Origin of the sequence: Spirosoma fluviale (genome assembly GCF_900230225.1) — a bacterium.
Taxonomy (GTDB): Bacteria; Bacteroidota; Bacteroidia; order Cytophagales; family Spirosomataceae; genus Spirosoma; species Spirosoma fluviale.
Map to the genome: position 1 here is coordinate 118,001 of NZ_OCNH01000002.1, position 12,723 is coordinate 130,723.

11 protein-coding genes are annotated in these 12,723 nt (G+C 46.8%); 4 read left to right on the forward strand and 7 right to left on the reverse strand.

From position 1 onward, the window contains the following. Nucleotides 1-47 precede the first annotated feature (47 nt). From lon to CRO74_RS11425, 7 genes are all read right to left on the reverse strand, one after another. Complete coding sequence (lon, locus tag CRO74_RS11395) at nt 48-2,537, reverse strand: endopeptidase La (RefSeq protein WP_097126196.1); 2,490 nt, start codon at nt 2,535-2,537, stop codon at nt 48-50. A 171-nt stretch (nt 2,538-2,708) separates the two neighbouring features. Further along, the gene (locus CRO74_RS11400) at nt 2,709-3,218 is read right to left on the reverse strand and encodes a DUF6702 family protein (RefSeq protein ID WP_097126197.1); all 510 of its coding nucleotides are present in this window, start codon (nt 3,216-3,218) and stop codon (nt 2,709-2,711) included. 91 nt (nt 3,219-3,309) lie between these two features. Next, nucleotides 3,310-4,626 (reverse strand): RIP metalloprotease RseP, encoded by a 1,317-nt coding sequence (gene rseP, locus CRO74_RS11405; RefSeq protein WP_097126198.1) that lies wholly within the window; start codon nt 4,624-4,626, stop codon nt 3,310-3,312. 186 nt (nt 4,627-4,812) lie between these two features. Beyond that, nucleotides 4,813-5,985, reverse strand: coding sequence for a 1-deoxy-D-xylulose-5-phosphate reductoisomerase (locus tag CRO74_RS11410; protein ID WP_097126199.1), 1,173 nt, complete (start codon nt 5,983-5,985; stop codon nt 4,813-4,815). Continuing rightward, complete coding sequence (locus tag CRO74_RS11415) at nt 5,982-6,572, reverse strand: hypothetical protein (protein ID WP_097126200.1); 591 nt, start codon at nt 6,570-6,572, stop codon at nt 5,982-5,984. Before CRO74_RS11415 ends, CRO74_RS11410 begins: the two co-directional genes overlap by 4 nt. A gap of 5 nt (nt 6,573-6,577) precedes the next feature. Beyond that, the gene (locus CRO74_RS11420) at nt 6,578-7,924 is read right to left on the reverse strand and encodes an AAA family ATPase (protein WP_097126201.1); all 1,347 of its coding nucleotides are present in this window, start codon (nt 7,922-7,924) and stop codon (nt 6,578-6,580) included. A 3-nt stretch (nt 7,925-7,927) separates the two neighbouring features. After that, nucleotides 7,928-9,430 carry a GH3 auxin-responsive promoter family protein gene (locus CRO74_RS11425; protein ID WP_097126202.1) on the reverse strand — a complete coding sequence of 501 codons (1,503 nt, stop codon included), beginning with the start codon at nt 9,428-9,430 and terminating at the stop codon, nt 7,928-7,930. A gap of 204 nt (nt 9,431-9,634) precedes the next feature. On the opposite strand from CRO74_RS11425, the gene CRO74_RS11430 reads away from it, so the two are divergent. From CRO74_RS11430 to CRO74_RS11445, 4 genes are all read left to right on the forward strand, one after another. Further along, nucleotides 9,635-10,660, forward strand: coding sequence for a rod shape-determining protein (locus CRO74_RS11430; RefSeq protein WP_020604821.1), 1,026 nt, complete (start codon nt 9,635-9,637; stop codon nt 10,658-10,660). A 106-nt stretch (nt 10,661-10,766) separates the two neighbouring features. Then, a complete protein-coding gene (mreC, locus tag CRO74_RS11435; RefSeq protein WP_097126203.1) occupies nt 10,767-11,603 on the forward strand; it encodes a rod shape-determining protein MreC in 837 nt (278 codons plus the stop codon). A gap of 97 nt (nt 11,604-11,700) precedes the next feature. Continuing rightward, complete coding sequence (locus tag CRO74_RS11440) at nt 11,701-12,207, forward strand: hypothetical protein (protein WP_097126204.1); 507 nt, start codon at nt 11,701-11,703, stop codon at nt 12,205-12,207. A gap of 3 nt (nt 12,208-12,210) precedes the next feature. Then, nucleotides 12,211-12,693: a free L-methionine (R)-S-oxide reductase MsrC gene (locus CRO74_RS11445; RefSeq protein WP_097126205.1), complete on the forward strand. Its 483-nt coding sequence runs from the start codon at nt 12,211-12,213 to the stop codon at nt 12,691-12,693. Nucleotides 12,694-12,723: the final 30 nt, after the last annotated feature.

Sequence of the window (12,723 nt, forward strand, 5' to 3'; positions counted from 1 at the left end):
CGTATAAACCCGCTCAATCCGTTCCATCCGCGTTCCTATCTCGTGGATCAATAGACTTTTTCTACTTCCCGTGGCTCTTTTTCTTCAGGAAGAATAAACTTCATGGGTTTACCAACCTTACCGGGAAGCAGGGCAATGTCAAGGACCTGATCGACCGTATCGGCGTAATGGAACACCAGATCTTTAATATACGACTGATTGATCTCTTCTATATCCTTGCGATTTTTTGAGCAAAGAATAAGCTCTTTGATGCCCGCCCGGTTAGCCGCCAGTATCTTCTCTTTGATACCACCCACGGGCAGCACTTTACCCCGCAAGGTCACCTCACCGGTCATGGCCAGATATGGCTTCACTTTGCGCTGGGTATAAATAGATGTCATGGACGTGAGCATCGTAATGCCAGCCGATGGGCCATCTTTAGGAACAGCCCCCGCCGGAATGTGGATGTGCAGGTCGTAATGGCTGAAAATACGGTAGTCGATACCCAGATCATCGGCATGGGCTTTCAGGTAGGAAAGAGCCGTAACGGCCGATTCCTTCATTACATCACCGAGTTGCCCCGATAGAGTAAGTACGCCTTTACCCCGGCTCAGACTTGATTCGATCAGGAGAATTTCGCCCCCAACTTGTGTCCAGGCTAGTCCCGTAACCACACCGGCAATATCATCGTCGGCGTAGAGTTCTTTGTCGAAAACTTCGGCGCCGAGCATTTTAGGGATGTCGTTGACCCTAATTGTGTGATTGTATTCCTCCTCCATCGCAATGGATTTGGCCACTTTCCGAATCAACGCGCCGATTTTCTGCTCCAGATTCCGAACGCCCGATTCGCGGGTGTAGCCTTCAATAATACGCAGAACGGCTTTATCCTCGAATGCCAGATCTTTCGGCTTGAGGCCGTGATCCCGACGTTGTTTTGGAATCAGGTATTTCTTGGCAATCTGTACTTTCTCTTCAACGGTATAACCCGCAATGTCGATGATTTCCATCCGGTCGCGCAGGGCGGGGTGGATAGTATCGAGCGAGTTAGCCGTAGCGATGAACAAAACCCGCGAGAGATCAAACTCCGTTTCGAGGTAGTTGTCCATGAACGTTGAGTTTTGCTCGGGGTCCAGTACTTCAAGCAATGCCGATGATGGGTCGCCCCGGAAGTCTGAACTGACTTTATCAATCTCATCCAGAATGAATACGGGGTTGGCCGTACCGCATTTGCGGATGTTCTGAATGACTTTGCCCGGCATAGCACCGATGTACGTTTTGCGGTGGCCACGAATTTCGGCTTCGTCGTGTACCCCACCCAGCGCCATCCGGCTGTATTTCCGTCCCAATGCCTTGGCTACCGATTTTCCCAGGGAGGTTTTACCTACACCCGGAGGCCCGTATAAGCAAAGAATCGGGGCTTTCATGTCGTTTTTAAGCTTCAGAACGGCGAGGTATTCAATAATCCGTTCTTTTACTTTTTCCAGACCGAAATGGTCTGTATCCAGAATCTTTTGAGCGCGCTTCAGGTCGAAGTTATCCTTGGTATATTCGTTCCAGGGCAGATCGACCATCAGTTCAACGTAGTTCATGGTAACCGGGTATTCCGGGGCCATGGGGTTTATACGTTGCAGTTTGGTCAATTCCTTATCGAAATGCGCCCGTACCTCACTCGGCCATTTTTTACGGTCGGCTTTGATACGTAATTCGTCGATGTCACGATCCGGGTTTTCCATGCCCAGTTCGTCCTGCAGAACCTTCATCTGCTGGCGGAGGTAATAATCGCGCTGCTGCTGGTCGAGGTCAGAGGAGGCTTTCGACTGAATTTCGCGTTTGAGTTCAAGCAACTGTACTTCCCGAAGCATAAATTCGAGGAGCAAATTGGCCTGCTGGTTGCCTTCGAGGGTTTCCAGAAGCCGCTGCTTGTCTGCTACATCGGCATTGACGTTCGAGGAAAGGAAGTGCAGCAGAAAATGCGGGCTTTCGATGTTGTCGAGCGCAATTCGGGCTTCCTGTGGAATTTCCGGATTCAAACGCAGCATTTTATACGCAGCGTCTTTCAGGGATTGCAGCAGGGCTTTACCTTCTTTCTTGGTTACGTTGGGGAATGAGTCGTCAATCTGGCGTACCTGGGCCGTCATAAATGGCTCTTCCTGTGTGATTTGCTGAATTTCAAAACGCTTTTTACCCTGTATGATTATCGTTATGTTGCCATCAGGCAGCGTAATCATTTTGATAATGTACGCGACGGTTCCAAACCGATAAAGATCATCAACCGTAGGCTCATCTTTTTGCTGGTTCAACTGAGCAACAACACCGATGATTCGGTTTCCCTTATACGCTTTCTTTACTAATCGAATTGACTTGGACCGTCCAACGGTGACGGGAATAACCATTCCTGGGAATAAAACGGTATTGCGAACTGGCAAAATAGGGAGGTTTGCCGGTAATTCGTAATCATCATCTAACCCTTCCGGCGACCCAAGCGGCACAATTTCTAAATTGTCCGAATCAAAATCGGTCATTAACAAACGGGTAGCTAAATCCTGGTCTAAATGCATAAGTATACTGCCAGCCTGGCAGCAATGAATATATGGTGCCTGATACTATAGGAAAGGCAAAAAAATGGAGTAGTTGCAAGGCCCGTGCCAACTACTAATGTATGACGAAGTGGCGGACTAATTGTAACAACTACAAAATTAACTAAATAGGACGCTTTGTGACCGAAAAATTTATCTATCGAACGAAATGTCCTGAGTGGCCTGATTTTTTCGAAAGACAAATGTTTTTTTCTGGCTCTGGTACTGAACATTCACCATATTAACTTGGTCGTCAAACACTTCCATCAAGGCGTTCTGTTTTAATAAGCCGCCCCGAAATGGCTCACTGTAAGGCATTTCAAGATAAATCCAGTGGGCATCTGCTTCAACTTCGTACCCCACGTATTTAATTGGCTTTACTTGCTTCTGCGGGCTTGTATACACAAAGTGAGATTCAATGTATTTTTCGATAATTAAATCATGTTTTGTTTTTCCACTCAGGTTAACTTTTGCCCTGGTTGCTTCTGCAAGCGCCTTTTCAAAATCATCGGTAAATAGTCGAACGCTGATTTCAAATACGTGCTCTTTGGGGTCATACTGCATTTGCGTAACGCTGGCATGAAATTCATGGACAAATGTACTGCCGGATAAAAGCCCAACGAGTAAGACTAAAAAGCCTGACCGAATCAAAAAATTAATCATAGAAACAGAGCAAGAAAAAGGATTCGCAGAGCTGGAAGAGTATCCTCGTTTCCGCTGCGAATCCTCTTCCAACTAAGCAGTTGGCAAATGCTTAAAAAACGGCTTTTAAGACATCGTTGAAAATAGCAAACGCCATCAGCCCAAGTAAAATGACCATACCAACCTTTTGAGCTCCTTCCAGAAAACGATCCGAAGGCTTACGGCCCGAAATAATCTCATAACCGAGAATAGTAGCATGACCACCATCAAGAGCGGGTATTGGCAGTATGTTGAAGAAGGCAAGGGCCATAGAAAGCAAGCCTGTAACGGTCCAGAAGCGATCCCAGACCCAAATGCCGCCAAAGAGATTCTGCGCAATGCCAATCGGGCCGCTCAGGGCTTTTGATGCTGATACTTCGCCCCGGAAGATCTTACCAAATCCTTTAATGTTATCGTAAACGACCTGAAACGCTTTCGAGGTACCCACGCTCAGCGCTTCGCCAAAGGTGTAATCCTGTTTGGTGAGCGGGAGCAGAAATTCGGGATAAAAACCAATGGTGCCCTCGGGCGTGGTGATCATCGTGAGGGTTGTAGCTTGGCCGTTGCGGTTGATACCCAGCGTAAGCGCTTTATTCTTGAGGGGCTTCACCGCTTCCGTAAACTCATGGTAAAACTGGATTGGCTTGCCGTTGATACTTGTAATAACGTCGCCGGCTTTCAGACCCGCTTTACCAGCCGGTTGGCCCGGTACCAACTCACCAACTTTAAACGGCTCGATGGGCTCAATGAACTGACCGGCTGCTTTCTTATCGGCCAGTTTATCGACAAAATCATTAGGAATGAAAATGTCTTCTATTTTGCCGTTCCGGTCGATGGTGTAAGAGCTATTATCGCCAAGGAATACGTCGGAACCGCGAATCTCGTTGAAGTCCGTAATCGGCTTTCCGTTTACTTTGATGATTTTATCGCCGGTTTGTAACCCGATACCTTTAGCCAGGTCGTAGGCAACGATACCGTACTTGGCATCTTTAGCGGCCAGATAAGTGTTGCCATTTTTATAAGCCAGAATCACAAAAATCAGGATGCCCACAATCACGTTGACGATAATCCCGCCGAGCATAACGATCAGTCGTTGCCAGGCTGGTTTCGCGCGGAACTCGTATGGCTGGGGTTCGGCATTTAAGTGGGTAGTGTCAAGCGACTCGTCGATCATACCCGTAATTTTCACGAAGCCACCGAGCGGAATAGCGCCAACGCCGTATTCCGTTTCGCCACGTTTGATACTCCAAACTTTAGGAGGAAATCCGATGAAATACTGCTCCACCCGCATACCAAACGCTTTTGCCGCCAGCAGGTGCCCTAACTCGTGTAAACCAACTAAAATAGATAAGCCCAAAATGAGCTGACCTGCCATCACTAAAATTTCCATGTATTCAGAACCGCTCCGTCGGCCCGTTATGTTAAAATCAATTGTGGGTGTATGCTACTGCGTTTACTTCGACCGCCCTTTGAGGGCACGAAATAAGATAATACCGAGTACGATACCTAAAATAAACCAAATCCAGTACGTCACGTGAATCGAAAACGTTGAGGTTGACAGATACCGTACAAACAGCTAAACTAAACTTTTAATTCGCTCCAGCGCCAGTCGTCGGGTTTCCTCATCGGTTTGAACGTAGTCTTCGTACGTCGGGGTTTTGACGAAGGCTATTTTATTCAGACATAACTCGATAATTTCTGAAATCTCCAGAAAACTGATATGGTCGTTCAGGAACGCATCGACAGCTATTTCGTTGGCTGCGTTAATGATACAGGGCGCATTGCCGCCTAGTTTCAGCGCATCGAAAGCGAGTTGAAGGTTTCGGAATGTTTTCAGGTCGGGTTGTTCAAAGGTCAGGGATGGGTAATCCATGAAATTGAACCGCGGGAAATCGGACTTTAGCCGATCCGGATAGCCCAGCGCGAACTGAATGGGCAGACGCATGTCGGGCAGGCCCATCTGCGCTTTGATGCTGCCGTCCTCAAACTGCACCATCGAATGGATGATGCTTTGCGGGTGAACGATTACGTCGATCTGGTCGGCCGTTAGCCCGAATAACCATTTGGCTTCGATAACCTCCAGCCCTTTGTTCATCAACGTGGCCGAGTCGATGGTTATTTTAGCACCCATCGTCCAGTTTGGATGTTTCAGAGCCTGTGCTTTCGTAACCGTCGCCAAAAACTCCGGCGATTTCCCCCGAAAAGGTCCGCCGGAAGCGGTCAGGATAATCTTTTCGATAGGGTTATGAAACTCACCGACCAGGCACTGGAAAATAGCCGAGTGTTCTGAATCTACGGGGTAGATATTGACGCCCTTTTGAGCTGCCAGCTGGGTAATGAGTTCGCCCGCCACAACGAGCGTTTCCTTATTGGCCAGCGCAATGGACTTGCCCGCTTCGATGGCCTTAATCGTGGGCAGCAAACCCGCATAGCCAACCATAGCCGTCAGAACCATGTCGATGCTATCCATCTGCACGACAGACGCGATTGCCTTGGCACCCGCGTAGACCTTGATGCCCAGCGGATCGAGTGCCGTGAAGACCTGCTCGTAGCGGTCCTCATTGCAAATGACCACCACATTGGGTTTTAGCTCAACCGCCTGCTGAATGAGCAGTTCGGCATTGTTGTTGGTTGTCAGCACCTCGACCTGAAACCGGTCGGAGTGGGACTTTATCACGTCGACGGCCTGCGTTCCAATGGAACCGGTCGAGCCGAGGATGGCGATGTGTCGTTTTTTTATGTCAGTCATTTAGTTTTTACTAAGTCGAAATTGACTTTCACTCCTAATTCTTCTTCAATGGCGCGGATGAAGTAAAGTCCGTCTGGATCTGTTATTAGCAGGTCGTTTATGAATTCTTGATTCGCTTTGCCTGACCATTCAATTGTGCTCCTTATTCGTTTAATGTAGCGTTTACGCACATCAGCTAAAGCTATATCGTCTAGTTTTAGCAATCTTATCAAATTCACAGCCTCAATGTCATCCTGAGATTTAGGATAATATTCGCCTTCAATATATAGAATCCGTTGTTCGAAAGTCGGGTCTGTTGGATAAAGGATAGGTTGATATTTAGACCACTTGTCTGATTTCTCGCTATTCCATTGTGCTTTAACTAAAAACCAGTTCTCGTAATTATCGTCCGATTTACCTTTTAAGGTTGGATTAAAATGTTCAATATCTTTTTTATCGGAGCGTCCGAAATAAGTTTCGGTATAAGCACAAATTTTATGCTGTTCGTCTGCCAGTATTTTTGTCAAAACAGAATTATTTCCACCAATCTTATAAGCAAGCTTGTTCCTAAGAACCTCTGAGTCGTCTAATTTATTTATTCTACGCATCCGGCTCAGAAGTTATAACGATTGCCCAACTCAAGCCGCTCGGCAATAAGTTGATTTTTCTTTTTTTCATCCGTTTCAGCCCGGATCTGCATCGCAAGCTGCCGATACCGTTCATATTCTTCCAGCCCTTTTTGCAGCATTAACTCAGCCATAGCGAAATCCTGACGTAAAATATCGTTTGGGTCGTCACCTTCGGGCGCAATGCCAGAATGCACTTCTACCTCACCTTGTTCATTAAACGAAAGTATAAACCGTTCACAAGGCTCAAAGGCTGATGCGATGATGGGCGAATGCGTAGCAAAGAAAAATTGGGCTTCGGGTGCGAGGGAAGTGTAATAATCGATTAAACCCCGCTGAATGTCTGGAAATAAAGACCTTTCTGGTTCATCGAAGAGAATTACCGTGTCTTTAGTGTTGAATTTATAAAGAGGGATAGCCGTGGATAATAGCTGTCGAGTACCGGTACTGAGGTAGGAACTATTGATTTTAACGCCCTGCCTTGTACGAAGGGCAATGGGAACATTACCCCCATCCGTATCTACTTCCAGAAAAAACTTGTTTAAGATTGGGTTTAGGCATTTTTCTGCTAAATCGATGCGGGGGTTAGAATCTATCCACTTTTGAATCTCTTCCGCTACTTGGCTTTTAGGCGTATTCTGAACGATTTTTGTAATATGTTGTACCGTTTCATCATCATACTGATTAATCTCCTTAAGTAAATATTGCCAAATAGATAGCGATCGCATATCGCCTAATGAAACTACTTTTTTAGAGCCAGCCGTATTAATACGGTCATCGTGAATTGCTTTTTCTTTTTCAATTTGTGTATCGGTCTTTACAAAGTCTGAAAACGTTTGTGGCTGGTCCTTTTGGTCAAATAGAAATGCATCAGCTTCACGGGAAATTGATTCCTTAAGAAGTATGCCTAATTTTTTGGTATTATTATTAGTATTCGCAATTTGCTCGATATCTTCGTCATTAGTAAGTAAAATTTCGAAGAATTCTTTGTTACTATTTAACTCTGTTAAAACGGTTGCCGCAAGATTAATAGATTGCCTACTAAAATCTGTTGTGTAGGAAATGCGTCCATAAAGTTTTGAAGATGGACTATTTAATTCTTTGCCAAGTTTATAATACCCTTGGTTAATAAGAAACTTCTCCCAATCCTGTAGTGATTCAATTAGCTTCCAAATCACATTCAACAACGTCGTTTTTCCCGTTCCACTCTGCCCGATAAAACACACTTTCTCCAACGGCTGTCCTTCTTTCGGGTGGCCTTCGGGATACGTAAAATCAAACTTTATATTTTTGAACTGGCGGTAATCGCCAATTTCGATTCCGGTTATTTTCATGGGTTACACCATTTGTCCAATAGCTATTAATCCGTCGGCAAGTTTCCGGTCGTTGGCCAGACGCGGTACTTTGTTCTGACCACCGAGCTTCCCCTGCGATTTCATGTACTGCTGAAACGCCCCGCGTGGTAAAGGGGTTAGTTTGAGCGGTTGCAGGATAGAACCAGTAATCAGGTCGTCATAATATACGTTCAATTTGGTTAGTTGGCTGTCTACGTCGCGGGCGAAGGCGACCGGGTCGTGAGGTGGGGTGGCAAACTCGACCAGCCATTCGTGGTAAGGCAAGCCCTCTTTTGGGCTCACCATGGGAGCTACCGTGAACTCCACTACTTCCGTTTCGGGGTGCTTCTGCATGGAAAATTGCAACGCCTTTTCCACTTCCTCACCAATGACGTGTTCGCCAAAAGCCGATATGAAGTGCTTAATCCGGCCCGTTACCAGCAGCCGGTACGGCTCCCGCGACACAAACTTGACCGTATCGCCGAGTGAATACCCCCACAAACCCGCATTGTTATTGATGATCACCGCGTAGTTTTTTCCTAACTCTACTTCCTCGATGGTCAACCGGCGCGGGTTTTCAGTAAAGTACTCGTCGGCGGCAATAAATTCGAAGAAGATTCCGCTATCGGCCAGGAGCAACAGGCCTTCTTCCGTCTGGCTATCCTGAAAGGCAATGAACCCTTCGGAAGCCGGGTAGGTCTCGATGGAGTCGATCCGTTTGCCAATGCTCTCGAACAGTTTGGCGCGGTACGGCTCGAAATTGACACCACCGTAAACGAACACCGAAAAATCCGGGAAAACGTCCTTGATCAATTTTCCGGTCCGTTGCTGAATCCGGTCGAAATACATCTGCACCCAGGGCGGAATCCCCGAAATCAGGGACATGGGTTGCGTGATGGTTTCGTCGATGATGCGTTCGAGTTTGGTTTCCCAATCCTCGATGACGTTGGTTTCGTAACTGGGCAGTTGATTGGTGCGGAGGTAAGCCGGTACATGGTGGTTAGCAATACCGGAAAGCCGCCCGATGTTTATTCCTGCTTTTTGGGTCAGTTCGGGACTACCGGATAAAAAAATTAATTTTTTATCCAGAAACGCGCTGTTTCCCGTTTCATTGATGTAATTCAACAGCGCATCGCGGGCCGAATTGATATGATTGGGAATGGAGTCGTGAGTAATTGGAATGTACTTGGTGCCCGATGTTGTACCGGATGTTTTGGCGAAATACAGCGGTTTTCCTTTCCAAAGTACATCAGATCCACCGGCTAGAATCTGTTCGATGTATGGTTTCAGGTCTTCGTAATCCCGGACCGGAACCGCCTGCCGAAACTCCTGAACCGTGTTCACGTCCTGTAAGCGATGATCTTTGCCAAAAACAGTTCCACGGCCACCCGCCATCAATTTCTGAAAACAGCGTTGCTGGGCTTCAGCGGGTTGATACATCCAGGCGTGTTGCCGCTCTACGACAAACTTGGCTAATGGCTTACTCAGGATTGAACGAATTCCCATAATTCCACAAAGGTAAAGTATAATCACAATGATGAATGATAGCAGGTCATCCGCAGGCCGGAAAATGATAGACAAGGCACTTTTGCCATCATTTACAATATGATTCGTAATTCATCATTCATCATTGTGATTAATAATCTATATTTTTGCACACATTTCAAAAAACAGTACTTGCTATAAGACGTTCTGCGTCAACTTATATTGATGGGACTTTTCAATTTTTTAACCAGCGACATTGCTATTGACCTGGGCACGGCGAATACCTTAATTATTCATAAGGATCGGATTGTAGTGGATGAGCCTTCCATTATTGCAATGGACAAAGTCAGCGGGAAAGTGCTGGCCATTGGTCATAAAGCCATGCAAATGCACGAAAAGACCAACGAAAATATTAAAACCATTCGCCCTCTGAAAGACGGTGTTATTGCCGATTTTACGGCTGCCGAGTTGATGATTCGGGGGATGATTAAAATGATTGATACCGGCAGCAAGCTGTTTTCGCCTTCTCACCGGATGGTAATTTGTATTCCATCGGGTATTACGGAGGTAGAAAAGCGGGCCGTTAAAGACTCCGCCGAACACGCCGGTGCCAAAGAAGTATACATGGTGCATGAGCCCATTGCTGCCGCTATTGGTATTGGCATTGATATTACCCAACCCAACGGAACGATGATTGTCGACATCGGGGGCGGTACCACCGAGATTGCCGTCATTGCACTGTCGGGTATTGTTTGTGAGCAGTCAATCCGCATTGCCGGTGACGTATTCACCCGCGATATTGTCGATTACATGCGTCGTGAGCATAACCTGCTAATTGGCGAACGGTCGGCGGAGCAGATTAAAATGGAAGTGGGTTCTGCCTTGCCTGAACTCGACAATCCACCTGCTGACTACGAAATCCGAGGTCGCGATTTGATGACCGGTATTCCCAAAGAGATCAAAGTTACGTACAGCGAAATTGCGTACGCACTCGATAAATCCATTTCGAAAATTGAAGAGGCTACCATGAAGGCCCTGGAAATTTCGCCACCGGAGCTATCGGCTGATATTTATACCAACGGTATTCACCTCACAGGTGGTGGTGCGCTATTGCATGGCCTCGACAAACGACTGGGTGCTAAAACCAAGTTGCCGATCCACGTGGCCGATGATCCGCTCAAAGCCGTTGTAAAAGGTACCGGCGAGGTTATCAAAAACCTGGATATGTACCGATCCGTTCTGATTAGCTAATGTAGTGCCGGGTCGCACGGGCGCCCCCGCTCTGGCCCGGCTTTATAGAGTTAGTAATACAGCCGGGCCAGAGCGGGGGCGCCCGTGCGACCCGGCATTACTTTGTATGGGAGAGTTAGTCGATTTTTTCGTCCGTAGCCGAAACTTCATTTTATTCGTATTGCTGGAAGTACTTTGTTTCTACTTCATTATCAACACCAGCAATTATTGGAGTGTCACGTATTTTAATACGTCGAACCGGTATGCGGCTCAAGTACTGGCCTGGTCAAACGCGGCCAATGAATACACCAGCCTTCGTCAGGTTAACGCCGATCTGGCACTTGAAAACCAACGGCTCAATGCACAGCTAACGAAGTTGCTGCAAAGCAAGCCGGAGGCACCGGCAGAGTATAAGGCCGACTCGGCATTTGCCGATCGATTTAAGTTCACCGTAGCTAAGGTGGTCGATAACACAACACAGTTTGCCAATAACTACATTACCATCGACAAAGGTACGGACGATGGTATTCGGCCGGGTATGGGTGTTATTTCACCAACGGGTGTAGTGGGTAAAGTGAAAGTCTGTAATCAACACTTCTCGGTGGTTACGTCGATTCTACATTCCGAGTTTCTGGTTTCATCAAAACTCATCAAGGCCAATGATATTGGTACGGGTAAGTGGGATGGCGGAGACCCACACCTGATCAAGCTGAATGCAATCTCCCGGTATAAGCCTGTTAACAAAGGAGATACTGTGGTGACCTCGCAATATAATTCTACCTTCCCCCCCGGAATTTTAGTAGGTCTCGTTCGTTCGGTTGGTGTCCAGCCAGATATGACGTTTCATGATATTACGCTTAATCTGGCGACGAATTTCAGCACCTTATCCTACGTATACGTCGTAGAAAATCGCCTGCAAGCCGAGCAGGAGCAGCTAGAAAAACAAATTGAAAACGAAAAATAGTCGGCAAGTGAGTAAGTTGTAAGTGGCTGACGCAGACATACTGTTTTTGCGTCAGCCACTTACAACTTACTCACTTGCCGACTCACTGACTTATAAAATGACCCTGCGCGAAATATTGTCCACGTCCTTGCTGTTTGTGCTGTACCTGGTACTTCAACTACTGCTGGCGCGGAATTTGGTCATCTTTGACTATGGATTCTGCTTTATTTATATTGCCTGTATCCTACTTCTGCCGAACGAAATCAGCCTAACGTGGTTGTTGGTTGCTGCTTTTGTGACGGGTATCATTGTTGATACGTTCTACAATACGTTGGGTATGCATGCAGCAGCTTCGGTATTGATGGCCTACTGCCGACCCCTTGTGGTGCGTTCTCAAATTGACGTACCGGGGTTGGAGACCCGAATTGCCTTCTCGCTTCGTTCACTGGGCGTTAGTGCCTTTTTTCGATACATATTGATATTGACGCTCGTGCATCATACAGCGCTTTTTTTTATTGAAGCGAATAGTCTGTCGTTGATTATCCCAACCCTTATTCGTGTAGGAGCCAGCACGTTGTTTACGACAGTGAGTATTGTATTGATTCAGTTCTTTACCAGAAATTAAGCCATGGCTGAAACACTTATTCTTCCCCAGACTTCTGATCGGCAGGCCGTTTATGATAGCCTTATTCCGCAGATAGCTGCCCTTGTAGACGGTGAGCCCGATCTGATTGCTAATCTGGCTAATATAGCGGCTGCACTCAAAGAAGCGTTCGGCTTTTTTTGGGTTGGATTTTATCTCAAGAAAGATAACCAATTGGTTCTTGGCCCCTTTCAAGGGCCAATTGCCTGTACTCGTATTGCCTTCGATAAAGGTGTTTGCGGAGCGGCCTACACCAGACAGGAAACCATTCTGGTGCCCGATGTGGACCAGTTTCCGGGCCATATTGCCTGTAGTTCGGCCTCAAAATCGGAAGTGGTGGTGCCGGTGTTTGATCGGGATGGCAACGTGACGATGGTGCTGGATGTTGATAGCGATCAACTGAACGACTTCAGCGAGGTGGACGCCAAAGAGCTGGAAAAGATTGCGGGCTTGATCATGACATTCTAAATCAGCGCAAAATCTAAAATTTGTTAAGAA